The sequence below is a fragment of the Micromonospora sp. ZG13 genome (genome assembly GCF_059359355.1).
This window is the reverse complement of sequence record NZ_JCADBQ010000003.1, coordinates 244284-269079: the sequence shown is the minus strand read 5'-3', so window position 1 is coordinate 269079 and position 24796 is coordinate 244284. Positions and strand designations below refer to the sequence as shown.

Annotated in this window: 21 protein-coding genes and 1 pseudogene; 20 read left to right on the top strand and 2 right to left on the bottom strand. The window is 71.8% G+C overall.

The window, feature by feature from the left end; translation table 11 throughout:
• Positions 1–156: 156 nt before the first annotated feature.
• The 9 genes and pseudogenes from AC5L34_RS08790 (at position 157) to AC5L34_RS08750 (ending at position 8250) form a co-directional block, all read left to right on the top strand.
• Positions 157–924, top strand: a pseudogene (locus AC5L34_RS08790) (helix-turn-helix domain-containing protein).
• A complete protein-coding gene (locus AC5L34_RS08785; protein ID WP_441174317.1) occupies positions 915–1115 on the top strand; it encodes a DUF397 domain-containing protein in 201 nt (66 codons plus the stop codon). The pseudogene AC5L34_RS08790 and the gene AC5L34_RS08785 overlap by 10 nt, the downstream one beginning before the upstream one ends.
• Before the next feature lie 381 nt (positions 1116–1496).
• Positions 1497–1892, top strand: a complete 396-nt coding sequence (locus AC5L34_RS08780) for a GntR family transcriptional regulator (RefSeq protein ID WP_441174316.1) — start codon at positions 1497–1499, stop codon at positions 1890–1892.
• Positions 1889–2788 carry an ABC transporter ATP-binding protein gene (locus tag AC5L34_RS08775; RefSeq protein ID WP_441174315.1) on the top strand — a complete coding sequence of 300 codons (900 nt, stop codon included), beginning with the start codon at positions 1889–1891 and terminating at the stop codon, positions 2786–2788. The genes AC5L34_RS08780 and AC5L34_RS08775 overlap by 4 nt, the downstream gene beginning before the upstream one ends.
• Positions 2785–3762: an ABC-2 membrane transporter-related protein gene (locus tag AC5L34_RS08770; RefSeq protein WP_441174314.1), complete on the top strand. Its 978-nt coding sequence runs from the start codon at positions 2785–2787 to the stop codon at positions 3760–3762. The genes AC5L34_RS08775 and AC5L34_RS08770 overlap by 4 nt, the downstream gene beginning before the upstream one ends.
• A gap of 361 nt (positions 3763–4123) precedes the next feature.
• On the top strand, positions 4124–5308 hold the full coding sequence (locus AC5L34_RS08765) for a polyamine ABC transporter substrate-binding protein (RefSeq protein ID WP_494824415.1): 1185 nt from the start codon (positions 4124–4126) through the stop codon (positions 5306–5308).
• Between the two features lie 5 nt (positions 5309–5313).
• Positions 5314–6480: an ABC transporter ATP-binding protein gene (locus AC5L34_RS08760; RefSeq protein ID WP_494824413.1), complete on the top strand. Its 1167-nt coding sequence runs from the start codon at positions 5314–5316 to the stop codon at positions 6478–6480.
• On the top strand, positions 6477–7382 hold the full coding sequence (locus AC5L34_RS08755; protein WP_441174311.1) for an ABC transporter permease: 906 nt from the start codon (positions 6477–6479) through the stop codon (positions 7380–7382). The genes AC5L34_RS08760 and AC5L34_RS08755 overlap by 4 nt, the downstream gene beginning before the upstream one ends.
• Positions 7383–7437: 55 nt before the next feature.
• Complete coding sequence (locus AC5L34_RS08750) at positions 7438–8250, top strand: ABC transporter permease (protein WP_494824411.1); 813 nt, start codon at positions 7438–7440, stop codon at positions 8248–8250.
• Positions 8251–8311: 61 nt separating this feature from the next.
• Here the strand turns inward: AC5L34_RS08750 and AC5L34_RS08745 are convergent, their stop codons facing one another.
• Complete coding sequence (locus AC5L34_RS08745) at positions 8312–10255, bottom strand: proprotein convertase P-domain-containing protein (RefSeq protein WP_494824409.1); 1944 nt, start codon at positions 10253–10255, stop codon at positions 8312–8314.
• A 219-nt stretch (positions 10256–10474) separates the two neighbouring features.
• Here AC5L34_RS08745 and AC5L34_RS08740 point away from each other — a divergent pair, with 219 nt between their 5' ends.
• A complete protein-coding gene (locus AC5L34_RS08740) occupies positions 10475–11914 on the top strand; it encodes an aldehyde dehydrogenase family protein (protein ID WP_494824408.1) in 1440 nt (479 codons plus the stop codon).
• 22 nt (positions 11915–11936) lie between these two features.
• Here the strand turns inward: AC5L34_RS08740 and AC5L34_RS08735 are convergent, their stop codons facing one another.
• Entirely contained in the window at positions 11937–13169 is a 1233-nt protein-coding gene (locus AC5L34_RS08735) for an SUKH-3 domain-containing protein (protein ID WP_494824406.1), read from the bottom strand.
• 74 nt (positions 13170–13243) lie between these two features.
• Between AC5L34_RS08735 and AC5L34_RS08730 the strand changes: the two genes are divergently transcribed.
• From AC5L34_RS08730 to AC5L34_RS08685, 10 genes are all read left to right on the top strand, one after another.
• Positions 13244–13663 carry a YbaB/EbfC family nucleoid-associated protein gene (locus AC5L34_RS08730; RefSeq protein ID WP_231925779.1) on the top strand — a complete coding sequence of 140 codons (420 nt, stop codon included), beginning with the start codon at positions 13244–13246 and terminating at the stop codon, positions 13661–13663.
• Entirely contained in the window at positions 13663–14001 is a 339-nt protein-coding gene (locus tag AC5L34_RS08725; RefSeq protein WP_494824404.1) for a hypothetical protein, read from the top strand. The genes AC5L34_RS08730 and AC5L34_RS08725 overlap by 1 nt, the downstream gene beginning before the upstream one ends.
• A gap of 18 nt (positions 14002–14019) precedes the next feature.
• Positions 14020–18369, top strand: coding sequence for a toxin glutamine deamidase domain-containing protein (locus tag AC5L34_RS08720; RefSeq protein WP_494824402.1), 4350 nt, complete (start codon positions 14020–14022; stop codon positions 18367–18369).
• Complete coding sequence (locus AC5L34_RS08715) at positions 18366–18818, top strand: hypothetical protein (RefSeq protein WP_441174304.1); 453 nt, start codon at positions 18366–18368, stop codon at positions 18816–18818. The genes AC5L34_RS08720 and AC5L34_RS08715 overlap by 4 nt, the downstream gene beginning before the upstream one ends.
• A gap of 325 nt (positions 18819–19143) precedes the next feature.
• Positions 19144–19536, top strand: a complete 393-nt coding sequence (locus tag AC5L34_RS08710; RefSeq protein WP_441174303.1) for a hypothetical protein — start codon at positions 19144–19146, stop codon at positions 19534–19536.
• Between the two features lie 62 nt (positions 19537–19598).
• The gene (gene nfi / locus AC5L34_RS08705) at positions 19599–20273 is read left to right on the top strand and encodes a deoxyribonuclease V (RefSeq protein ID WP_441174302.1); all 675 of its coding nucleotides are present in this window, start codon (positions 19599–19601) and stop codon (positions 20271–20273) included.
• Between the two features lie 278 nt (positions 20274–20551).
• Positions 20552–21850 (top strand): hypothetical protein, encoded by a 1299-nt coding sequence (locus AC5L34_RS08700; protein ID WP_441174648.1) that lies wholly within the window; start codon positions 20552–20554, stop codon positions 21848–21850.
• Between the two features lie 69 nt (positions 21851–21919).
• On the top strand, positions 21920–23305 hold the full coding sequence (locus tag AC5L34_RS08695; RefSeq protein ID WP_441174301.1) for a phosphomannomutase/phosphoglucomutase: 1386 nt from the start codon (positions 21920–21922) through the stop codon (positions 23303–23305).
• A 62-nt stretch (positions 23306–23367) separates the two neighbouring features.
• A complete protein-coding gene (locus tag AC5L34_RS08690) occupies positions 23368–23550 on the top strand; it encodes a Trm112 family protein (protein WP_121396478.1) in 183 nt (60 codons plus the stop codon).
• Positions 23547–24743: an SIS domain-containing protein gene (locus AC5L34_RS08685; RefSeq protein ID WP_334609861.1), complete on the top strand. Its 1197-nt coding sequence runs from the start codon at positions 23547–23549 to the stop codon at positions 24741–24743. Before AC5L34_RS08690 ends, AC5L34_RS08685 begins: the two co-directional genes overlap by 4 nt.
• Positions 24744–24796 lie beyond the last annotated feature (53 nt).

Sequence of the window (24796 nt, the reverse complement as noted above, 5' to 3'; positions counted from 1 at the left end):
GCGGCGGAGCATGTCCAGGGCCTTTTCCGGGCGGTCGTCGGGCACCTCGGACGCGCGAAACAGATCCCGCCGCGACACGCCGGCAGCGTGACGACAAGGGCACTCAGCGTGGCTACCGTGCGCCCCAGTGTGATCGCGGGCGCGGGAGGTCGGATCGTGAACGAAGCACTGCGGGTGGCGATGGCCGAGAAGGGGGAGACCGCCGAGTCGCTGGCGGAGAAGGTGGGTGTCGACCCGAAGACGGCGGGACGGTGGCTCGCCTCGGGCCGGATCCCGCATCCCAGGACCCGGCTCGCCGTCGCCGAGGTCCTCGGGCGCGACGCCGCCGAGCTGTGGCCGGAGCCGTTCCGCCGCCGCGACCTGCCGTGGTTCCGGCCGTGGGCCGAGCTGGAGCAGGACGCCGTCACGATCAGGTCGTACGAGCCGCTGCTCGTGCCGGGCCTCCTTTAGACCGAGGGGTACGCCCGCGCGGTGCTGGCGACCGGCGGCCTGCTGCCGGCGGCCGAGGTCGACGAGATCGTGGGCGGCCGGCTCGCCCGGCAGGCGATCCTGGCCCGGGACGCCCCGCCCCAGCTCGTCGCCGTGATCGACGAGGTGGTGCTGCGCCGGCGGGTGGGGGACGAGGCGGTGATGGCCGCGCAGCTGGCCCACCTGCTGGCGGTCGCCGCGCAGGAGCACGTGCAGGTCCGGGTGATCCCCGCCGAGGCGCCGTGGCACACCGGCCTCGCCGGGCCGTTCGTGCTGATCCGGCTGCCCGACGGCGCCGAGACGGCCTATCTGGACAACCAACTGCGCGGTCAGGTCGTGACCGAGAGTGCCGACATTGCTAGCCTGGGCGCGAGATGGGAGAGCGTCGCCGGCGAGGCGCTGCCGCGACGCCAGTCGATCGAGCTGATCGGGGAAGTGGCGACGACATGGACATGACCGACGCCCGCTGGCGCACCGCGACCCGCAGCAGCAACAACGGCGGAAACTGCGTCGAGGTGGCCGACAACCTGCCCGGTCGGGTGCTCGTGCGGGACAGCAAGGACCGCGCCGGGGGCGTGCTCACCTTCGCGCCGGACGCCTGGCGGGCGTTCGTCGGGTCGGCCGGCCGTGACGGGCGCGCCGGCTGATCGGGCGGTGCCGCAGGCTGCACGTCTGTCCGCGCAGCTTCAGCTCAGGCGACTGTGGTCGAGTCTGATCGAAGTCACGGCGTAGCGGTGACTAGCTTGTGTCTCAACCTCGGGCCCGGCCTGGCGCCGGACCATTCTTACCGGTAACCCGCCAGACCTCCGATACCTGCCCCAGCCGCGGTCCACGCGGCCAGCCGCCTCATCGCGTACATCGCCGGTCCGTTGTCACTGTCGCCGCCGCGCCCCGACCGCGCGGGTACCCGCGCGGTCGGGGCGCGGCGTGCGCCCGGATCCGGTGCCGCGGTCGTGCGGGCGCGTCGGCTCTCTTGACCGCCAACTTACTGCTTTACTACGGTACTAGTAAAGCAGTAAGGGGCTACCGTGTTCGTCTTCCGGCTCGACACCCACTCCGGCGTGCCGCCGTACCTGCAACTCGTCCAGCAGGTCCGCCAGGCGGTGCTGCTGGGCTTTCTTCAACCCGGTGACCGCCTCCCGCTCATTCGCGAGGTGGTCGAGGACCTGGCGATCAATCCGAACACCGTCGCCAAGGCGTACCGGCAGATGGAGCAGGAGAGCCTGGTCACCGGCCGGCCCGGCCAGGGCACGTTCGTCAATGAACAGCAGTCGGCCGCGATGTCGGCATCGACGTACACGTCGCTGCGCCGCGGCCTGACGACCTGGCTGCGCCGCGCCTACGCGGCCGGCCTCGACGAGCAGGCGGTCAACGCGCTTTTTGCTTCCGTCCACCAGCAGACGAGGAATGAGGACGTGGCGTGACAGCGACCGAGTTCGCGCTGAGCACCGACGGTGTGGGCAAGCGGTACCGGAAGGGCTGGGCGCTGCGCGACTGCACCCTGGCCCTGCCGGCGGGCGGCGTGATCGCCCTGGTCGGGCCGAACGGCGCGGGCAAGACCACGCTGCTGCGCCTGGTCGTCGGGTTGCTGGCACCGAGCACCGGCACGGTGGAGGTCCTCGGCCACGACGTCACCGCCAGCACCCCGCAAACTCTGTCCCGGGTCGGGTTCCTGGCCCAGGACCACCCGCTGTACAAGCGCTTCACCGTCGCCGAGATGCTCCGCTTCGGCCGGGCCTGCAACCTGCGGTTCGACCAGGGGCTGGCCGAGCGCCGGCTGGCGAAGCTGGGCATTCCGCTCGACCGCAGGGCCGGAACGCTCTCCGGCGGGCAGCAGGCCCAGGTCGCGTTGGCTCTGGCCCTGGCGAAGCGGCCGGACCTGCTCGTCCTCGACGAGCCGGTGGCCAGTCTCGACCCGTTGGCCCGGCACGAGTTCCTGCAGGTCCTCATGGGCGCGGTGGCCGAAGGCGGGGTGACCGTCCTGTTCTCCTCCCACGTCGTGCACGAGCTGGAGCGCGTCTGCGACCACCTGGTCGTGCTTAACCACGGCCGGGTAACGCTCACCGGTGACATCGACACCCTCCTCGCCGAACACCGGCTGCTCGTCGGCCCGCGCACGGCCACCGACCTCGACCGGGCCGGCGCCGTCGTGGAGGCCGTCCACAGCGACCGGCACACGACCCTGCTGGTGCGCGACGGCGCGATCCCGGCCGCGCCTGGGTGGCAGGCCCAGCCGGTCGCGCTGGAGGACCTGGTGCTGGCGTACCTGCGCCGGCCGTCCGAGCCGAGCGCCGCGGTCACGTCAGGGGTGGCGGCATGACGTGGTTGATCTGGCGCCAGCACCGGACCGAGGTCTGCGTCCTGGGTCTGCTCGTCGGCATGTTCGGCATCGCCCTGCTCGTGCTCGGGACGCAGGCCCACGACCTGTTCCCCGGCGGTCCCGCCCGGTGTGCGGGGGAGGTTGGTGTCAACGAGGCCTGCGCGGCCTCCTTCCGCCGGCTCGACGAGGAGTACGGGAACGTCGAGAACCTCCTGGCGGCCTTCTACCTGGTCCCCGTCGTCATCGGTGCGTTCCTCGGCGCGCCGCTGCTCGCGCGCGAACTGGAGGACGGCACCTGGCAACTCGCCTGGACGCAGGCCGTGCCGCGGATGCGCTGGCTGACGGCCAAGCTCGCGGCACTGGCCGGCGTCACCGTCACGCTCACCGGGATGTTCACCGCGGTGCTCACCTGGTTCCGTCAGCCGTTCGACGCGTGGGAAGGGCGGTTCCAGTACGACGCCTTCGACGTGGAGGGACTTGTTCCGGTGGCGTACGCGCTGTTCGCGTTCGGCGTCGCCACCGCCGCCGGGGCGATCCTGCGGCGCAGCCTGCCCGCGTTCGGCGTCGCGTTCGGGGCGTTCCTCGCCGCCCGGATGTCGGTGGGGCTGTTGGCCCGTCCCGCGTACGCCACCCCGCTCACCACCATGGAGCCGGTCCCCGTCGGCGGCTCGAAGGACCAGGCGGGGCACCGGCCCGTGCCCAGCTTCGCTGACTGGATAATCGAACACGGCTACGCAGACGCCACCGGTCGCAGGCTGAGCTCGACCGAGTACTACGAGCTGGAGGGCGCCGCCAACCGGGCCGGCACCAACCTCAACCAGTTCCTGCACGCGCGGGGCATCCAGCAGTTCGAGGTCTACCACCCGGCCGACCGGTTCTGGACGTTCCAGCTCATCGAGGCGGCCCTGTTCATCGCCGTCGCGGCGGTCCTGATCGGTGTGGTGGTGTGGCGGGTACGGCGCCGAATGATCTAGCTTGATCTTGACCTACGGTGAGCGTGTGAGCACCCCGGCCCCGGCAGACCACCCGGCCGCCGCAACAATCGATCCACACCCCGCCACGACGTGCACATCAGCGCCAACGCCAAGAAGAAGCCGAAGACCTCCAGCGTCCCCGTCCCCGCCGAGGAGGTTCAAGGCCAAGCTAAGCGGCCCCTTGACCGTTGGGCTCGCGGGGCGGTCTGGCTGCTGGAGGACGTGGAAGGGCGTTGGTGGACACGGACCCGCCGTCCGTCGTCGCCGTCGGCTCATGCCAAGATCTGTCGTTCACCGCACCTGACCCCTCGCCGGCAGGTCACCCCGCCCGACCGCCGGCGAACGCGCAAGGAGTCGTCACATGCGAACTCCCCTCCGGCCCCTCACCCGGCGCGGGCTGCTGACCGGCGCGCTCGGCTCGGCGGCGCTGCTGGCGGCGGGCGGCTCGCTGGCCGGCTGCGGCACCAGGGCCGCCACCCAGACGGAGGCCGGCTGCGTCAGCGAGGACCTGTCCGGCACCGAGAAGACGCTGACGTTCTCCAACTGGCCGCAGTACGTGGACGTGGACGACGCCGACGCCGCCAAGCGACCCACCCTGGACGCGTTCGTCGCCAAGAGCGGCATCCAGGTCACCTACACCGAGGACATCAACGACAACAACGAGTTCTTCGGCAAGGTGCAGAACCAGCTCGCGGGATGCCAGCCCACCGGGCGGGACATCATGGTGCTCAGCGACTGGATGTCGGCGCGGATGATCCGGCTCGGCTGGGTCCAGAAGCTCGACACGTCGAAGCTGCCCAACGTCGAGGCCAACCTGCTGCCCTCGCTGCGCGGCCGGTCCTTCGACCCCGAGGACCAGCTCGCCATCCCGTGGCAGTCCGGCCTGGCCGGCCTCGCCTACAACGGCAGGGTGACCAGGGAGATCCGTACGGTCGACGAACTGCTCACCCGCCCCGACCTCAAGGGCAGGGTGACCGCGCTGGCCGAGATGCGCGACACCATGGGCCTGCTGCTCCAGTCGAACGGCCACGACCCGGCGAACTTCACCGGCGCCCAGTTCGACGACGCGCTCGCCAAACTGAAGAAGGCCGTCACCGCCGGGCAGATCCGCCGGTTCACCGGCAACGACTACGCGCCGGAACTCGCCAGAGGCGACGTCGCCGCCTGCATCGGCTGGTCCGGCGACGCCGTCCAGCTCGGCTTCGACGACGACAAGATCAGGTTCGTGGTACCCGACTCCGGTGCGATGATCTGGTCGGACAACGTGGTGGTGCCGAACAGGGCCAGCCACAAGGGCAACGCCGAGCGGCTCGTCGACCACTACTACGACCCGGCGATCGCCGCCCGGCTCGCCGCGTTCGTCAACTACATCTGCCCCGTGCGGGGCGCCCAGGCCGAGATGGAGAAGATCGACCCGACGCTTGCCGCCAACCCGCTGATCTTCCCCGACGACGCCATGCTCGCCAGGTGCAAGGTCTTCATGGCGCTGGACGAGAAGCAGGAACGCGAGTACGAGGGCAAGTTCCAGCAGGTCATCGGGGCGTGAGTGGGATGGGTGGGACGACTGCGGGGCGCGGGGGCCCGGCCGGCGACCTGCGGCTGGCCAACCTCACCAAGCGGTTCGGCGCCGTCACGGCGGTGGACGACCTCAGCCTGACCGTCGCGCAGGGCGCGTACTTCGCCCTGCTCGGCCCGTCCGGCTGCGGCAAGACCACCACGCTGCGGATGATCGCCGGCCTGGAGGAGCCCACCGGCGGGCAGGTGCTGCTGGGCGAACGGGACGTCACCCGGCTGCGCCCGCACAAACGGCCCGTGAACACCGTCTTCCAGAGCTACGCCCTCTTCCCGCACCTGGACGTCTTCGAGAACGTCGCGTTCGGCCTGCGCCGGCGGGGCATCCGCTCCGTCGACGACGAGGTCATGGGCATGCTCGCGCTGGTGCAGCTCGACGACCACGGCCACCGCCGCCCCGCCCAGCTCTCCGGTGGGCAGCAGCAGCGGGTCGCGCTGGCCCGGGCCCTGGTCAACCGCCCGCAGGTGCTGCTGCTCGACGAGCCGCTCGGCGCGCTGGACCTGACGCTGCGCCGGCGGATGCAGCTCGAACTCAAGCGGATCCAGACCGAGGTCGGCATCACGTTCGTGCACGTCACCCACGACCAGGAGGAGGCCATGACGCTGGCCGACACCGTCGCGGTGATGAACGCCGGGCGGATCGAGCAGCTCGGCGCCCCCGCCGACCTCTACGAGTACCCGGCCACGGCGTTCGTGGCGAACTTCCTCGGCCAGTCCAACCTGCTCGCCGGCGAGGCGGCCGGCGCGGGCGGCGGCGAGGTGTCGGTGTCGGCGCACGGCCGCCGCTTCTCGGTGCCCGTCGGCCGGGCCCGGGTCGAGCGGGGTCCGGTCCACCTGGGCGTACGCCCGGAGAAGCTGCACCTGGTCGACTCCGCCGACCAGGTCCCCGCCGGGTGCCAGCACGTCACCGGCATCGTCACCGACGCCTCCTACGTGGGGGTGAGCACCCAGTACCTGCTGCGTACCGGCTGGGGCGGCGAGCTGTCGGTCTTCGTGGCCAACACGGGCACCGCCCGGCCGGTGCCGGTGGGCGCGGAGGCGGTCGCGTACTGGGACCCTCGGCACGCCTTCCTGCTGCCCCGGGAGACCGGCGAGCAGGATCGGAGCGCGCCGGTGCGGGACGAGCCGGTCGGCGCGTCCTCGTGAGCGTCCCGGCCCGGCGGCCCACCGGAGCCGGCGAGCCGGCGCCGCCCCGCCGGCCCGGACGGCAGGGGCTCCTGCCGTACCTGCTGCTGTTGCCCGCGGCGGCGTGGCTGGTGCTCTTCTTCGCGGTGCCACTGGTGCAGCTCGCCGCCGCCAGCCTCTACGACCCCGCCGGCTCGCTCGCCACCGGGTACGCGATGGGCTGGGCGTTCGGCAACTACCCCGACGCGCTGGCCGCGTACTGGCCGCAGTTCGGGCGGTCCTTCTTCTACGCCGGCGCCGCCCTGGTGCTGGCGCTGCTGGCCGGCTACCCGCTCGCGTACGCCATCGCGCAGAAGGCCGGCCGGTGGAAGAACCTGCTGCTGGTCTGCGTGGTCGCGCCGATGTTCACCAGCTTCCTGGTGCGCACGCTGGCGTGGAAGACCATCCTGTCGGACAACGGCTGGCTCGTCGGGCTGCTGCGCGACGTACACCTGCTCGGCGCCGACGGCCGGCTGCTGGCCACCCCCGTCGCGGTGGTGCTCGGCCTGACGTACAACTTCCTGCCCTTCCTGGTGCTGCCGCTGTACGCGAGCCTTGAGCGGCTCGACCCCCGGCTGCTGGAGGCGGCCGGCGACCTCTACGCCGGCCCGTGGCGGGCCTTCCGGCGGGTCACGCTGCCGCTGTCCATGCCCGGCCTGGTCGCCGGCACGCTGCTGTTCTTCATCCCGGCCAGCGGCGACTACATCAACGCCGAACTGCTCGGCACCCCCAACGAATACATGATCGGCAACGTCATCGACTCCGCGTTCCTGGTCCGGCTGGACTACCCGCAGGGCGCGGCGCTGTCGTTCCTGCTGATGGCGGCGATCCTCGCGGTGGTCTTCGGCTACCTGCGCCGGGCCGGCACGGAGGAGGTCCTGTGAGCGCGAGGAGTGCAGCGCAGCCGAGCCCCGCAGTCGCGAACGAGAGGCCGGCCCCGTGAGCGCGCGGATCTCCCGCTGGCTGGCCGACCGGTGGATCATGGGCGTGGCGCTGCTGGTGCTCGGCTACCTGCTCCTGCCGATCGCCGTGGTCGCCGCCCTTTCCTTCAACCGCCCCTCCAGCCGCCTGTCGTACGACTTCAACGAGTTCACCCTCGACAACTGGCGCAACCCGTGCGCCACCTCCGACATGTGCGACGCGGTGGTGCGCAGCGTCCAGATCGGCTTCGTCGCCACCGTGCTCGCCACGGTGCTGGGCACCCTGATGGCGTTCGCGCTGGCGCGGCACCAGTTCCGCGGCCGCTCCGGGATCAACGTGCTGATCTTCCTGCCGATGGCCACCCCCGAACTGGTGATGGGCACCTCACTGCTGGCCCTCTTCGTCTCCGCCGGGGTGCCGCAGGGCTTCTGGACCGTCGTCGTCGCGCACGTGATGTTCTGCCTGTCGTTCGTGGTGGTCACCGTCAAGGCACGGCTGGCCGGGATGGACTCCCGGCTGGAGGAGGCCGCGATGGACCTCTACGCGAGCGAGTGGCAGACCTTCCGGCGGATCACCCTGCCGCTGGCGCTGCCCGGCATCGTGGCCGCCGCGCTGCTGGCGTTCTCGCTCTCCTTCGACGACTTCATCGTGACGAACTTCAACGCCGGCACCACCGTCACGTTCCCCATGTACGTCTGGGGTGCCGCCCAGCGGGGCATCCCGCCGCAGGTCAACGTCATCGGCACCGCCATGTTCGCGGTCGCGCTGCTGCTGGTGCTGGCCGGCACCCTACGCGGGCGGCGGACGACAAGGGCCCCTCGCCGCGCGTGAGCGGTGGCGAGGGGCCCTTCGGCGCGGCCGTGCTGCGGGCCGTGCCTGGAGCTGACGAACCCTAGAGGGTCAGGGTCCAGCCGTCGATGTAGCCGGTGTCGCCGGACGCGGCGTCCTGGACGCGCAGCTTCCAGGTGCCGTTGCGGGTCTCCGAGGAGAGGTTGACGGTGTAGGTCTGGTTGATGTTGTCGGCGGAGCCGCCGGTGCGGTTGTGCAGGGTGTAGGCGCTGCCGTCGGGGGCGACGAGGCTGACGACGAGGTCACCGATGTAGGTGTGCACGATCTGTACGGCGACCTTGCTGGTCGACGAGGCGGTGCCGGTGCAGCCGGTGATCGCGATGCTGCTGGTGACGGTCGCGTTGTCGCTGACGGTCACGTTGTTGGCGTTGCTGCCGGTGCAGTCCGTCGAGCCGGAGCCGCCCAGGTTGAGCGTCCAGCTGTTCAGGTACCCGGTGTCGCCGCTGGCGGCGTCCTGGACGCGCAGCTTCCAGGTGCCGTTGGCGACCTCGGAGGAGAGGTTCACCGGGTAGGTCTGGTTGATGTTGTCGGCGGAGCCGCCGGTGCGGTTGTGCAGCGGGTAGGCGCTGCCGTCGGGGGCGACGAGGCTGACGACGAGGTCACCGACGTACGTGTGCACCAGGTCGACGGCGACCGTGCTGGCGGCGCCGGCGTTGCCGGTGCAGCCCGCGATGGTGATGGTGCTCTCCACCGTGGCGTTGTCGCGGACGGCCACGTCGGTGCCGTTGGTCTGGGTGCAGCCGGTCGGCGGGGGCGGCGGCGGGGGCGTGGTGCCGCCGTCGCCGACGTACAGCAGCTTGTTGGGCGAGCCGGTGCCGGGGCTGGTCACCGCGTTGCTGGTGGCGTCGGAGACGAGCTTGTCGCGCACCTGCTGCGGGGTGAACGTCGGGTTGGCGGCGACCACGAGCGCGGCGGCGCCGACCACGTGCGGGGTGGCCATCGAGGTGCCGCTGATGGTGTTCGTGGCCGTGTCGCCGGTGTGCCAGGCCGAGGTGATCGAGCTGCCGGGGGCGAAGATGTCCAGGCAGGTGCCGATGTTGGAGAACGACGAGCGGGCGTCGGTGTTGGTGGTCGAGCCGACGGTGATACCGGCCGGGGTGCTGGCCGGGGAGCTGTTGCAGGCGTTCGCGCCGCTGTCGTTCCCGGCCGCGAGGCCGTAGCTGACGCCGTCGGCGATGGAGCGGGCCACCGCGTCGTTGACGGCCTGGTTGAAGCCGCCGCCGAGGCTCATGTTGGCCACCGCGAGCTGACCGGCGGCGTGGTCGCCGGTCACCCAGTCGACGCCCTGGATGACGCCGGCGTTGGTGCCGCTGCCCGCGCAGTCGAGCACCCGTACGCCGACCAGCGTGACGCCCTTGGCCACGCCGTAGGCGGTGCCGCCGACCGTGCCGGCCACGTGCGTGCCGTGCCCGTTGCAGTCGTCGGCGGTGCCGCCGTCGATGGCGTCGAAGCCGGAGACGGCACGACCACCGAAGTCGCTGTGGCTGAACCGGATGCCGGTGTCGATGATGTACGCCTTCACGCCCGAGCCGGTGTTCGGGTAGGTGAAGGAGTTGTTCAGCGGCAGCGCGCGCTGGTCGACCCGGTCCAGGCCCCAGGACGGGGTGGGGCTTTGCGTACCGCTGATCCGCATGGTGTGGTTCTGCTGCACGTAGCGCACCGAGGGGTCGGCGGCGAGCCGCTTGGCCTCCGCCTCGGACAGCCGGGCCTCGAATCCGCGCAGCGCGTTCTGGTACGTCCGGTTGACCGCGCCGCGGTGCCGGCCGGCGAGGTCACGCGCCTTCTTCGTGACGTCGGCCCGGCCCACGGAGGTGTCCTTGAACACCACGATGTACGACTCGTCGACGGCGGTGGCGCCGCCGGCCATGAGGATCTGTCCCTCGGCGGGGGCGGCCATCGCCGGGGCGCCGAACGCCACGGCGGTGGCGACGGCGGCGGTCAGCACACCGGCGCGCCAGCGGCGCACGGCTGGATAGGGGAGTGTCATCCCTCGGGTGTTCCTCTCGCTACACGACGGCGGGTCCCGCCATCGATCGCAATTGATCAAAGTGAGCACGAGCGTAGGGCCTCCACGGCAAAAAGTGGAGACGTGAGGACGTCTTGTGTTTGGAGGGCGAACTGCGGTAATGCATCGACGCCTCGCGAGGTCCCGGCCGCCGCCCGCTCGTGCGGATCAGCTCCCTGCGGAGGGTCTACGCTGCTGCGTGTGGACTCCGTCGCGTTCCAGGTCGCCTCCCGCCCCGCCCACGGCGAGGGCGAGCTGACCGTCCACCACCCGTACGACGGGCACGTCGTCGGTCGTACCACCCTCGCCACCGCCGACCAGGTCGAAGCGGCCGTCGCGGCAGCCGCCGGGGTGGCCGCGGAGGCCGCGGCCCTGCCCGCGCACGCCCGCGCGGCGGCCCTGGACCACGTCTCCCGGCGCCTCGCCGAACGGGCCGAGGAGTTCGCGCGGCTCATCACCGCCGAGAACGGCAAGCCGCTGAAGTGGGCCCGCGCCGAGGTCGGCCGCGCCGTCTCCACCTTCCGCTGGGCCGCCGAGGAGGCCCGGCGATTCTCCGGCGAGCTGCAACGCCTCGACACCGACCCCGCCGCCACCGGGCGGATCGCCCTGGTCCGGCGGGTGCCGAAGGGGCCGGTGCTCGGCATCACGCCGTTCAACTTCCCGCTGAACCTCGTCGCGCACAAGGTCGCCCCGGCCATCGCCGTCGGCGCACCGATCGTCGTCAAGCCCGCCCCCGCCACCCCGCTGTCGGCGCTGCTGCTGGGCGAGCTGCTCGCCGGGACCGACCTGCCGGCGGGGATGTTCTCGGTCCTGCCGCTGCCCAACGAGCGCGCCGCCGAGCTGGTCGTCGACCCCCGGCTGCCGGTGGTCTCGTTCACCGGCTCCGGGCCGGTCGGCGCGGCGATCCGCCGCCGCGTGCCCGAGAAGCACGTCACCCTGGAGCTGGGCGGCAACGCCGCCGCCGTGATCTGCGAGGACTGGAACACCGACGAGGACCTGACGTTCGCCGCGCACCGCATCGCGACGTTCTCCAACTACCAGGCCGGCCAGTCGTGCATCGCCGTGCAGCGCGTCTACGTGCACGAATGGCTCTACGACGCGTTCCTGCCCCGGCTCGTCGCGGCGGTGCGGGAACTGCGCGTCGGCGACCCGTCCGACCCGCTCACCGACGTCGGGCCGCTGATCTCCGCCGACGCCGCCGCGCGGGTCGAGGCGTGGGTGGACGAGGCGGTCACCGCCGGCGCCGCCATCGAGACGGGCGGCCGGCGCGAGGGCACGACCTACCCGCCGACCGTGCTCTCCGGCGTACCGGCGGACGCCAAGGTCCGTACCGAGGAGGTCTTCGGGCCGGTGCTGGTGGTCGCCCGCGTCGCGCACGACCAGGCCGCGTTCGCCGCCGTCAACGACTCGGCGTACGGGTTGCAGGCGGGCGTCTTCACCCACCGCCTCGACACGGCCTTCGCGGCGCACCGCACGCTGGAGGTGGGCGGGGTGATCGTCGGCGACGTGCCGTCGTACCGGGCCGACCAGATGCCGTACGGCGGGGTGAAGGGCAGCGGCGTCGGGCGCGAGGGCCTGCGCAGCGCCATGGACGACTACACGGAGCCCCGGGTGATGGTGCTGACCGGCCTGTCGCTGTAGCCGCTCGCCCGGCGCCGCCCGCTCACCAGGTGCCGTCGTCGCGTACGCGGGCCGGCGCCCGGCCGAGCAGCAGGGTGGTCAGCGCGGCGTCGATGTCCTCGCCGAGGAACCACTCGCCGGCCTGGTCCAACGCGAAGATCCGACCCCGCTGGTCCACGACGAAGATGCTGTCACCGTGCTCCGAACCGACGGGAAAGAGTCTCGCCCCGAGGACGGCGGCGAAGTCGGCGAGCGTGTCGGCCGAATGCGCGCTCCGGAGCGGATTGGTCGTGAAGCGACTGATCCAGACCTGCTCGCCGGGACCCCGGCGACTGCTCACGATCGCGGGAAAGGCAGTCAGCGCCCGCTCGGCCGCCGGGAAGGGCTCGTGGCGGTGCCGTTGGCCCGTGATCTCGCAGGTCTCCCGGATCGCCCCGGCGGCCAGGGCGGGGTTGAACTCGCTGTCTTCCCAGCCGGCATCCATCAGCGCGTCGGCAACAGCCGGGGGGAAGCGGCCCGGATGATGCGGCGGCTGCGGCTGCGGGTGCCACTCCGAGGTGAAGGCGAGGTCCGCCCAGGACGACGCGTTGAAGTGGACCAGGAAGTTGAGGCACGAGTCGCAGGCTCTCTCCGCCCTGCCGCCGTACGGATCGCCCGGCTCCCGCACTCGGAACACCTCGAGGCGGGCGCCGCCCAGCAGCATTTCCGCGTCGGCCATGCCGAGGGGGGCGATGCCTTCGGCGGCGCGGTGGTAGTCGTAGTGGTGCAGGACGTCGGAGACGACGATGAGTTCGGCGTGCCGTTCGCCGCCGCGTACGAGGTGCCCGGGGGGGAGTCCGTCCAGGTAGGAGCGTACGAGTGGGTGGTGGTTGAGCGTGACGTCGCCCTTGGCGCCGTGCGCGCGGAACAATCGTCCTTCGAGTGTCAGGTGCGCCGCCGTGTTGGGCGTCGGCAGGCGGCGGATCTCGCGGAGCAGTTGGCTTGCCGGATCGACCGTGCGAGGCACAGGCAAGCCTGTCGGCCGACTCCGGCGGTACATCTGCGCGACGGTGTCGGCGGGCACGCGGGGCCAGGTGGTCACCTCGCCGGTGAGCTTGTCCACCACCGTGGTCGGCAGGTCGCCGGGCACCGTCCTGGCCTCGATGGGCACGGTGGAAGTGATGATGTAGCCGAGGTCGAACTCGTCGACGCTGTGGTGGCATTCGTGTCCCAGGCGCTGTGACTCGCGGCGGGCCCACACGGCGGCGAGTTGCTCGGCCTGTTGGCGATCGATCACGGCTTGAAAGTACCGGACCCCACGGATTCGTGGCGGCCGGTATGGTTCGCCCTACCGACGGTAACCGGGGGAGGGTGGCGTTGGCCGAGAGTGTGGACCGGGACGCCAATCGTGCGCTGCGGGCGCGGTTCGACGAGGTGTACGGGGACTATCAGCGGCTCAGGTCCGGCCTGGACGAGCTACAGGTTCGGCTCGCCGAGTTGCGGGTGACCGAGCGCTCCGAGGACGGCCAGGTGACCGCCACCGCCGGGGCCCGGGGCGAGGTGATCTCGGTGGAGCTGCACCCGTCCGTCTTCAACGACCGTGACGCGAAGGCGTTGGGCCGCAAGATCACCGCCACCGTCCACCGGGCCGGCGCCGCGGCGGTCGCCGCCACCCAGGAACTCGTGGCCGGTTACCTGCCTGCCGGCTCCGGGGCGACGGACTTCTTGCGTACGGGTGACTTCGGTTCGCTGCTGGGCCGCGCCGACGCCGTGCTGCGCCGGAGCGAGTGATGGACGGTCAGCTCTGGCTCGACCCGCAGCGCGCTCGGCGTGGGGGCGTCGACCTCTCGTTGTCCGGCGAGGCGATCACGGCACGTCGCCGCGAGGCAGGCGGTGCCATCGCGGCAGCGAGCGGTCGGTCGCCGTGGGGCAAGGACGACATCGGGGCCGCCTTCGAGCAGAAATATCGCGGCTTCGAGGAGCTGGTCCTGCGCACGTGGGAGGGGATCGGCCGGCACGTGGAGGGCCTCGGTGCCGACGTGGTCCGGTCGGTGGACGCCAACCTGCGGACGGACGCGGCGAGTGCCGGTCGGCTCGGGCGCGTCGGTGACCGGCACCAGCAGCGTTGATCCGCTGAGGAGTTTCGGATGAGTGTGTTGCCGAGCCCCATCCCGCACCCGCTGGACTACTCGCCGTGGCAGTTGCCGGGCTGGGTCTACGAGGCCCTCGACTGGGTGATCGGTGTGGAGTGGCCCGAGGGCAACGAACGGGCGGTCTGGGAACTCGCCGATCAGTGGTATGCGGTGGCGACCGTCCTGGCGGGGCCGAGGGCCGACGCGGTGGCCGCGGCCGGGGAGGTGCGCAGCGGCTACGGCGGGGTCGGGGCGGTGGCCGCTGCCTTCGACAGCGCCTGGCGGCGGGTGGCGGAGGGCGACGAGGCGCCGCTGCCGGTGCTGCTGGCCGTCAGTACGGAGCTGGGTCGGTTGGTGGAGGAGTGCGGCTGCGACATCGAGGGCGCCAAGCTCGAGGTCTGGATCGAGCTGGGCATCCTGGTGGTCGAGTTGCTGGCGCTGGCCGTCGCGGCCGTGCTCACCGCGGGTGCTGCCTCGCCCGCCGCCGGGGCGGCGATCACGGCCACCAGGCTGATCGTGCAGCAGATCTTCAAACGGCTGATGGCACAGCTCGCCCGCAAGTCGATCAAGCAGGGGCTCAAGGAGGCCGGCGAGCGGGCCGCGAAGGAGGTCACGAAGGGCGGCGTGCGAGGGTTCAGCCGGCGAGCGGCGCTGAGCGGCGTGTCCGAGGCAGCCGAGGAGAGCGGCATCAACCTTGCCACCCAGGCCTACCAGAACTCGACGGGTCGCCGGCACGGGCTGGACGTGACGGAGCTGGGGACCACGGCGCTCGGCGGTATGGCCGGCGGGGCGGTGGCACCGCTGGCCGGTCTCGGGCGGCACGCCACCGGCCGGGGAGCCCGGATCGGGGAGCACTTCGGCCGCGAGATGGCCGGCGAGGTCATGGCAGACCAGGCCGCGAGCCTGGCCACGGGCCAGGGGCTGACCTCGATGGAGGACGCCGCCCGCGCGGCCGCGTCCGGTGTCCGGGGTTCCGCCACCGCCCAGGCCGACGCGGCGTTGCAGGCGCGGCTCAACGGCCAGATGAGCGCCCTGGCCGGAATGACACTCCTCCCGGTGGAGGGTGCGGCCCAGGCACAGCCCTCGACCTCCAACACCGGTTCGCTGCCAGGCGTGGAGACGTCCCGCCAACCGCTCTCGACGCCAGAGGCGGGGACGTCCTCGTCAGTGCCAGCAGCCGGCAGTGATGCCTTGTCGATCGAGCCCAGGGCGGCGGCCGGGACGCTTCCGTCTCCCACTGCTGGTGCACCCGAATCCTTCAGCCAGATTCCCGAGCAGCGTGGTAGTTCAGCCAGCCCGCCGGCTCCTGCCTCCGATGCCGTCTCCGCCATGCACAGGCCCGCTCCTGCAGGTGAGGAAGCATTCGCGGAAGCACGGAAAGCTCCAATGCCGATGCCCGGCGATGATCCTGCGGACCGGACCATCCTCCCGGCGGCTCAGGTACAGGCACCCGAAGCTCCCCTCGACCCGACTCTCTCCTCCGTCGCGCCGCCGGCGGCTCCGGTAGTTGCTCCTGCCGGGCCGGCGACCCCTGGCCCCGTCGGCGAAACGGCACCCGGCGCGGGACTGGCCGCGCAGCACACAGCCGCTGCGGCGACTAGTCCGCTGACGACCGGCGGACCTGTCACCAACGGCCCTGCGGCCAACTCATCGCTCGCCGCCATCCCGGTGACCACTGCGGGGTCGGCCACGGGCGGCGAGACATTGACGAGAACCGTGGGTGTGCAGGTGGAATCCACACGCGTTTCAGGCGTGGCACCGGAAGCACCCGTGGACCCTCCATCGACAAACCGAAAGCCTGAGGCGACGGCACACCCGTCACGGGGCGCAGAACAGCCACCTCCGCGCCCGCGCACCCCTGAGTGGTACGCCGCGAGATGGGCTGCGGACCAGGACGCGTTCGAGCGCCGCCGCTACCGAGGTCACTTCGAGCACCAGCGCACTAATCATGAGAAGAATCGCCGTCTGGACAGCGCGGAGCGCCTACGTCTGGCCGCAGAACGGAACGTGGACGAAGCCCGGTGGCTGATCAGCGAGGGGCGCCGCCTGGCACAGGCCGGACATCGTGCTGCCGCCGAGCGTTACTTCATGGGTGCCCGTGACCGGGAGCGCTGGTACCACCAGCAGAACGACATGGCGGAAAGGGTCCTCGTCGGCGTGGCGGCTCCGGGCGTCGTCGCCGTCGAGGGCGCGGACTTCCGCCGGATCAACGACGACGTCGGCGACTTGGCGTACGGTGCTGTGGAGACCGTCGACCGCTCGGCGCTGACGGGCGACGACTACCCGCCGCCGATCGACCGGTCCCGGAACTACGGTCGGCCCGGCGGTCTGCGTCCGCCGCTGGCCCTGCACCAGACCGACATCGAGCGTCAGGTGCCCCGAGCACCTGACGGAAGCGTGCAGCGCAACGCCGACCCACGAGTGGGTGGCTGGTTCGGGTTGGTCAACGACGGCGGACCGCAGGCCGACCCGACCCGCGGCATCAACTGCATCGACTGCACCCTGTCGATGTTCGACACCTGGATGCACGGTCGCCCCCGGGTGGCCGCGCCCCGCACCTTCGACGCCTACCTGGCGGGCGACATCACCTGCCCCATCAACGGCGAACGCGACGGCATCGGGCGGGTGGAGGACATCACCGGAGGACGCTTCCAGCGTCTCTGCCAGCCGACCGAGGACATCCAGGGTGTTGAGCGGCAGCGGGCCATCGACACGGGATACCGCAACCTCCACGACCAGCTCCGCCTCGGGGGCCACGGCAGCTTCGCCTTTATCGTCAACAACTGGGAACAGGGCGGTTCCCACATCTGGGTCGCTCTCAACCAGAACGGCACCATTCTCTACCTCGACCCGCAGACCGGCGCCATTTCGACGACGCCGCTGTACCGGCACCACGGCGTCCCGCATCCGCACAACGCCGTCGACACCGAGGTCCTGGTGATCGGTTCGGACGGCAGACCGATGCCGCTGGGCGGGCTGCGGCGGGGGCGGTTCAGCCAGCGACCGGACCTGCCGGAGTACCCACCCGTCGACACCGACCAGGGCTACGGCGAGATCTTCCTCAACCGCATGCACCTGCTCGATGGTCCCGGCGCGGCGCCGTCCGACGGGTCGATGCCACCAGGGCTCCCACGACAGTCCGACGAGGCGGGACCGGCCCCCGAACGCAGCGACACACCGTCCGAGGACCTGCGGACGGCGCGGGAACGCGCGCAGGCGGAACGGGCGGGGAATCCGATTGCCGTCGGCGCGATCCTGGCCGCAGAGCCCGACCTGGAACGGGTCTTCGCCGCTGGCGTGACGCCGGCCGAGGTGGCGGCCGGCGTAGACCCCTCGGCACTCCGGCGACTCGTACCGCAACTTGACGACGCGGGCGCTGAAGACGTGGCGCGGCTGTTTGCGGATCCGCGCGTGCAGCGGATGCTGGACGAGACGTGGCGGCAGCCGCCCAAGGACGAGCCGATGTTGGCCGAGAACCTCGTCCGACAGTTGGGGCAGCGACCTGACCTGGCGCGGATGGTCCTCGCTGCGCCTGAGTTGGCCACTTCGCTGACGGCTCGTCCCGTGACACTGCATCACCTCGCCAGTCAGCAACAGGCGGTCAACGTCCTCGGGTCTGTCTTGGATCACATCGAGAAGTCCGGTCCCGAAGCGGTGCCCACCGTAGAGGTGCGGCCACCTGAGGGATCTCTGAGTGACGAGCTGAAGGTGCTCAGCGACTCGGTTAGTCCTCGGAAGCGGAAGGTCCACCAGCCCGGCTTCGACCCTTCCTGGAAGGAAGACGAGAACTATCGGTTGGACTACCTCAGCAATCTCTACAGGGAAGCGTCGGTGGCTCAACTGGAACTCAACGAACTGGCGGTACGAATGGCCGGCGGGCGTGGCTTGGCAAGCTGGCGCGAAAAGCCCAAGGACCATCAGCGCGTACTCGACAAGATAAGGGAATATGGGAACGATGTTTCGTCTCTAAAAGATCTCGCCGGAGCCAGGATCCAGTTCGACAGCTTGAGCGACCTGTATCAGGCACTCTCACGAATCGGTCAGGATCCCGACGTCGAGGTGGTAGCTAAGAAGGATCGTTTCCTTGGGCCCCAGTTGAGCGGGTACCGAGATGTGCTGTTAAGTTTGCGGATGTCAAACGATCACATCGCTGAACTTCGCCTGCAACTCCTTGCGTTGGATGAGGTGGCAGAGTGGGAGCACGCGCTTTACGAGGTGCGTAGGGACCTTGACGCCATGGCAGAATCGCAGGGTCGTCCCTTGACGACAAGAGAGCTGGCTATCAGGGACGGACTTGCTCTCAAGGAGCAGGAAGCGTTTCGGCTCGCCCTGGAGCGCCACCAGGAAGGAGGGGGAGAGCGGTGAGCCACCGACCTCCGGGCAGTCTCCCGGCCTTCTTCAGCTATTACGAGACTCCCGTCAAGCTGGTAGCTGATGAAGTGGGCCATGTGATTGGATGGAAGCTTTCGAAAGCTGATGGCGGCTGGGAGCGAGCCGACGATCTCGTCAGGAAGATCCTCCTTGTCGGCGGCGATGAGATCGAAGAGTTGTCCCGCAATGAGTTCATCGAGTACGCCGAACATGACCGAGGGAGGTACCTCCGCGGCGCCGGCCCGATCTTCGCGCTTTACGAGACAGTGAACGCGATCGTGGAGCAGGCGGACCTGGAACGGCGACCGCTCACGCCGCACGAGTCGGCGTTGGTGGCAGGTATTCGAAGAAAGACCTTCGTCATGTTCGAAGAACAACTTCAACAGGCGGGTGACCCCGCAGCCGATCCTTCATTGGGGGTGGAGGGAAGCAGTTCTTCCTGAGCTTGGCGCGCTGCGGAAACCTGTTGCGGCTCGTCGAGCCTTGGCTCGGGGCGCTGGTATGGCTGACTCTCCGTCGACCGAGCCACCGCCCTCTCCAGGGATGCCTTCACCCGGCGCTTCGGCTGGTCGAACTCGTTCCTCCACCCGACGATCATCCCTGCTCAGGCGGCGACACGGTCGATGGGTGGGCCTGCTCGTCAGGTGCTGCGGGACCAGCGGTCACGTATGAACCGAGGTGCGTCTCCTGCTCCCAGCCGGCTGGTGACCCGCCGTCGCGGAGAGGCCAGATTCAGGTCGGCTTGCCGAGCCGGAATACCATGGCGAAATGGCTGAATCAGACAATGGGCAGAAGTCGTCCGGCCCGGGGAGGTGGCAGTCCAACGCCTGGGCGTGGCCGGTCGGCCTCATGCTCGGCCTGGTCATCGGCCTGGCAGCCCTCGACGGAGCCACCGGTGTGGCAATCGGTATCGCCATGGGCGTCGCCTTCGCCGTGGCCCTGGGCGCCGGCAGCACCCAGGACGACAGCGAAGACGAGGACAGTGCCGACAGCGACGACGACAGTAAGGACGCCGTCAGCGATCCCGGCAGCGAGGACGGCGACGGGCAGAACGCTCACGAGCAGGGCGCCGAGCGGCAGAGAGTCAGCCCGGAGGGTGCCGGGACGCCGGGTACCGACGGGCAGGGCGCCGACAGGTCGCGTACCGACGGGCCGTCGTGACGTCGGGCGAACCCGGAGCCGTGCGGGTGGGGACGACCGGGGCGCCGGACCCTCGGACGGTCGTGCCGGGCAGCGTGGCGGAGGCGCTGGCCGTACAGGAGCGGTTGCGGCCGCTGGTGGACCTGGTGGGGCCCGGCCCGGCCGAGCCCGCGACGGTGGCGGGGCTGGACGTGGCGTACGCCGAGAGCGGTGACCGGCTCGCGGCGGCCGTGACCGTGCTCGACGCCCGGACCCTCGCGGTGGTCGACTCGGCGGTGAGCGTGGGCCGGCCCGCGTTCGCGTACGTCCCGGGGCTCTTCGCCTTCCGCGAGTTGCCCGCGCTGCTCGACGCGCTCGACCGGCTGACCGTGCGGCCCGAGCTGCTGGTCTGCGACGGGCACGGGCTGGCCCATCCGCGCCGGTTCGGGCTCGCCTGTCACCTGGGCGTGGTGACCGGCCTGCCGGCGATCGGGGTGGGCAAGACGCCGCTGCTCGGCGAGTGGACGCCGCCGACCGACCGGCGGGGGGCGTGGGCGCCGTTGCGCGACGGGGACGAGATCGTGGGTCGGGTGCTGCGTACCCGCGACGGCGTGAAGCCGGTCTTCGTCAGCGTCGGCCACCGGATGAGCCTCGACGGGGCGACCGCGCGGGTGCTGGCGTTGACGCCGCGCTACCGGCTGCCGGAGACCACCCGTACGGCCGACCGGCTCTGCCGCGACGCACTGGCCGCCGCCGGAGCGACCACCCGGGGCGCCTGAGGCCCGCCGCCGCGCCGATGACCCGGACGGACGCGCTCGTCGCCGGAAGCCGCCGCCGGCTTGGCGACCCGGACCGGGCGGGACCGCCGTTCTCTGCCGTCGAGGGGCCGGTTGACCCCGAGGCCGACAGCAGGCGACCGTTCGGCCGGGTCAGGTGCCTCGACCGGCCTGCCGGGTAATACGGCGCACATCCGGAGTGCTCTATGACCGGGCCCTGACAGGCCCCGGTAGTAGCCTGACCGGCGGACCCCCGTCGGGGGAGGAACGGCGAGGTGATCATGGCGGTACGTCGGCACGCGGCGCGGCTCGCGACGGTCTGCACGTTGCTGGGCGGCCTGGTGGCGCTCGGCGCGACGCCGGCGCTCGCCGAGGGCGACTCGGTCCGGGTGCGTTCGGCGGGCAGCTTCACCGCCGGCGGTTCCGCCGGAGGCGTCTCGATCGAGGTGCGCAAGCGCAGCGACGGCTGCGTGCTGCTGCGTACCGCCGTGGGGCTGCGCCTGGCCGGCCTGCGCGCCGACCAGGCCAGCGTGCAGGTCAACGTGGGCGGACGCTGGTTCCCGGTGCCGCTCTCGGGGGGTCGCGGCAGCGCCGCGACGTCGGCCACCTCACCGCTGAACCCGAGGCTCTGCAAGGGCAAGGGCATCACGGTGCGCTACCGGGTGGCGTTCGCCGCGGAGGCGCCGGCCGGTCGGCTGACCGTGAGCGGCGTGGCCAGCGACGCTCTCGGGCGGGCCCTGGGCCGGGGCGCCGAGGCGTCCCGCGTGGTCGGCGGCCGGGCGTCGGCCTCGCCGACGCCGAAGCCCTCGAAGAAGCCGTCGCCGACCCCGAGCGCGACCGCCACCGAGGTGCGGGCCGGCGCGGAGGACCCGAGCCTGGCCGCCGTCGCCGGCCGGGGGGCCGGCTCCGTCAGTAACGCCGCCGAGGAGGAGTCCTCGGGCGGTTCGGTGGTCATGTTCTTCGGCATCGCGATGGTCGCCGTCGGGATCCTGCTCATCGTCCTGCTCTTCCGCCGCTCCCGGGCGGACAAGGAGCCGGCCGGCGACCCGGGCCACGTCCCGCTGCCCCGCAACCCCGGCGGCACCACCTACCGCTCCGGGCAGGGCCCGACCGTGGCTCCCGGCCCGCCCGGTCAGGTGTACGGCCAGCAACCCCCCGCCCCCGGCCTGTACGGCGGCACGCCCGCGCCGCGCTCGGCGGGCGGCGTGTACGGCAGCCGCCCGACGCCGGAGGCCACCCAGGTGGTGCCCGGCGCCCCAGCCTCCCCGCCCGTGTCGGCCCCGCCTGCCAGCCCCAGGTCGGCGCCCCCGGCACCGGCGCAGTACGGTCAACCCGCGACACCGGGACAGTACGGCCAGCCGGCAGCACCGGGACCGTACGGCCCACCGGCGGCACCCGGGGAGTACGGCCAGCCACAGGCTGCGGGGCAGTACGGCCAGCCGCCGGCCGCGCCGTCCGGTCAGGGCGGGCCGAGTGATCCGCCGACCTCCACGCCGCCCGGTCAACGCAAGCCTGGCGACCCGCCGCCGGAGGCCGGCGGTGGCGACCACACCGTGTTCATGCCCCGGCTCCCCGGCTGAGCCGGGCCGCGCGGCGCCCCTCCGATACGCTCAGGCCGTTGACGACCTGCGGCGCAAGGAGCGAGACCGGTGTCTGATCTGTCCCAGATCGTGAAGGCCTACGACGTCCGTGGGACGGTGCCGGACCAGTGGGACGAGCGCGCCGCCGAGGCCCTCGGCGCGGCCTTCGCGCAGGTGCTGAACGGCTTCGGCGAGCAGAACGGGGAAGTGCTCGTCGCGCACGACATGCGGGCCACCGGTCCGGGTCTGGCCGCCGCCTTCGCCGCTGGCGTACGCGCCGAGGGTCGCGGGGTCATCGAGCTGGGCCTCGCCTCGACCGACATGCTCTACTACGCCTCCGGCGCGCTGGGGCTGCCCGGCGCGATGTTCACGGCCAGCCACAACCCGGCGCAGTACAACGGCATCAAGATGTGCCGCTCCGGGGCCCGCCCGATCGGGCAGGACACCGGGCTGGCCGAGATCCGCGAGCGGGCGCAGGCCCTGCTGGACAAGGACGAGGCCCGCCCGGCCGACGCGTCGGCCGCGCCGGCCGAGCGCCGGGACCTGCTGGCCGACTACGCGGCGTACCTGCGGCAGCTGGTCGACCTCTCCGGCATCCGTCCGCTGAAGGTGGTCGTCGACGCGGGCAACGGCATGGGTGGCTACACCGTTCCGGCCGTGCTCGGCGACACCGTCCTGCCGGCGCTGCCGCTGGAGATCGTGCCGCTCTACTTCGAGCTGGACGGCACCTTCCCCAACCACGAGGCCAACCCGCTGGACCCGGCCAACCTGGTCGACCTCCAGCGCGCGGTGATCGAGCACGGCGCCGAGATCGGCCTGGCGTTCGACGGCGACGCCGACCGCTGCTTCGTGGTGGACGAGCGGGGCGAGCCGGTCTCGCCGTCGGCGATCACCGCCCTGGTGGCGGCCCGTGAGCTGGCCAAGCACCCCGGCTCGACGGTGATCCACAATCTGATCACCTCCAAGGCGGTGCCGGAGATCATCCGTGAGCACGGCGGCGAGCCGGTCGTCGCGCGTGTCGGGCACTCCTTCATCAAGGCGGAGATGGCCCGCACGAACGCGATCTTCGGCGGCGAGCACTCGGCCCACTACTACTTCCGCGACTTCTGGTTCGCCGACACCGGCATGCTGGCCGCGCTGCACACGCTGGCCGCCCTGGGCGAGCAGTCGCTGCCGCTGTCCGTGCTGGCCGCCGAGTACGAGCGCTACGTCGCCTCCGGCGAGATCAACTCGACGGTGGCCGACCAGGCCGCCAAGGTGGCCGAGGTGCGGGCCGCGTACCCGCAGGCCGACGCCGACGAACTGGACGGGCTGACCCTGCGCTTCCCGGACGGCGCGTGGTTCAATCTGCGCGCCTCCAACACCGAGCCGCTGCTGCGGCTCAACGTGGAGGCCCCGACCCGGGAGCGGATGACCGCCCTCCGCGACGAGGTGCTCGACCGGGTTCGCCGATAGGATCGCCTGCGCCGGTCGGCACCGTCGATCGGTGAAACCGCATACGTGGAAGGAGCCGCGCCGTGGCCCTGGACCCGCAGTTGCTGGAAATCCTCGCCTGTCCGGACACGCATCACGCCCCGCTCGACTACGACGCGCAGGCGCAGACGCTGACCTGCACCGAGTGCGGCCGGATCTTCGAGGTCCGCGACGACGTGCCGGTGCTGCTGCTGGACGAGGCGCGCGGCCCTTCGGAGCAGTCATGATCGACGGTACGGCCGGGGTCAGCGGCCGCCGCGAGCCCGACGAGGCACTCCTCGACGACCCGGCCGCGCTGGCCGAGCACGACCCGGGCGGCATGCTGCGGCACACCGCCTCCGCCGGGGCGCAGGTCCGCGAGACGGCCGCCCTGGCCGCCGAGGCCAACCTCCAGGTGCTCGCCGACGAGGGCCGCCCCCGCGCGGTCGTCATCGCGGGCATCGGCACCGCCGGGCGTACGGGCGACGTGCTGGCCACCGTGGCCGGGCCGCGCTGCCCGGTGCCGGTCATCCCGCACCGCAGCGCCGGCGTGCCCGGCTGGGTGGGCGCCGCCGACGTGGTGATCGCCGTCAGCGCCTCCGGCCGCAGCCCCGAGGCGCTGGGCGCCGCCGAGGCCGCGCACCGGCGGGGCGCCCGGCTGGTCGCCGTCGGCGCGCCCGACTCGCAGTTGCAGTCCGTGGCCGAGCGGGCCCGGGCGCCGTTCATCCCGGTGCCCCGGCGCGCCCCGGCCCGGGCCAGCCTCTGGGCGCTCACCGTGCCGGTCCTGCTCGCCGCCCGTACGCTCGGCCTCGTGAAGGTCAACGAGGCGGACCTGGCGGAGACCGCGGCCCGGCTGGACGCGGAGGCCGACCGCTGCCGTCCGACGGCCGAGTCCTTCGTCAACCCGGCGAAGTCGCTGGCCCTGGGCCTGGCCGGCTCGGTGCCGATCGTCTGGGGCTCGTCGCCGCTGGCGACCGTCGCGGCCCGCCGCTTCGGCGACACCCTGTCCGCCAACGCCCGCTACCCGGTGGTCAGCGGTGCGCTCGGCGAGGCGGGGCGTGGTCGGGTCGGCCTGCTCGACGGCGTCTTCGGCGGCCTGGCGGAGGGGGAGCGGGACATCTTCGCCGACCCCGACGAGGAGGAGCCGTCGGGCACCCGGCTGCGGTTGGTCCTGCTGCGCGACGGCGGGCTGAACCCGGAGGACGACGCCGACGAGCCGCTCGACGTCGAGGAGCGCCGCGCGGACGCGGTACAGACCCTCGCCGAGCGGCGGGGCGTGCGCTGCGACGTGGTGACAGCCGAGGGCGGCTCCGCGCTGGAACGGCTCGCCTCGCTGGTCGCCGTGCCGGACTTCGCCTCGATCTACCTCGCCCTGGCCCACGGACTGGACCCGATGGCCGTACCGGCCATCACGGAAATGAAGGAGCTGGCAAACCAGTGAGCGATAGCAGGGAACGGGCCGAGCGGCGCACCGCGCCGACGCCCGGCGGGGCC

Bases quoted from the DNA above. Each gene is read 5' to 3' on its own strand.
- AC5L34_RS08760 (WP_494824413.1), top strand. From the start codon at position 5,314: ATGGGTGGGACGACTGCGGGGCGCGGGGGCCCGGCCGGCGACCTGCGG.
- AC5L34_RS08720 (WP_494824402.1), top strand. From the start codon at position 14,020: ATGAGTGTGTTGCCGAGCCCCATCCCGCACCCGCTGGACTACTCGCCG.
- AC5L34_RS08745 (WP_494824409.1), bottom strand. From the start codon at position 10,255: ATGACACTCCCCTATCCAGCCGTGCGCCGCTGGCGCGCCGGTGTGCTG.
- AC5L34_RS08710 (WP_441174303.1), top strand. From the start codon at position 19,144: ATGGCTGAATCAGACAATGGGCAGAAGTCGTCCGGCCCGGGGAGGTGG.
- AC5L34_RS08770 (WP_441174314.1), top strand. From the start codon at position 2,785: ATGACGTGGTTGATCTGGCGCCAGCACCGGACCGAGGTCTGCGTCCTG.
- AC5L34_RS08685 (WP_334609861.1), top strand. From the start codon at position 23,547: ATGATCGACGGTACGGCCGGGGTCAGCGGCCGCCGCGAGCCCGACGAG.
- AC5L34_RS08725 (WP_494824404.1), top strand. From the start codon at position 13,663: ATGGACGGTCAGCTCTGGCTCGACCCGCAGCGCGCTCGGCGTGGGGGC.
- AC5L34_RS08765 (WP_494824415.1), top strand. From the start codon at position 4,124: ATGCGAACTCCCCTCCGGCCCCTCACCCGGCGCGGGCTGCTGACCGGC.
- AC5L34_RS08785 (WP_441174317.1), top strand. From the start codon at position 915: ATGGACATGACCGACGCCCGCTGGCGCACCGCGACCCGCAGCAGCAAC.
- AC5L34_RS08700 (WP_441174648.1), top strand. From the start codon at position 20,552: ATGGCGGTACGTCGGCACGCGGCGCGGCTCGCGACGGTCTGCACGTTG.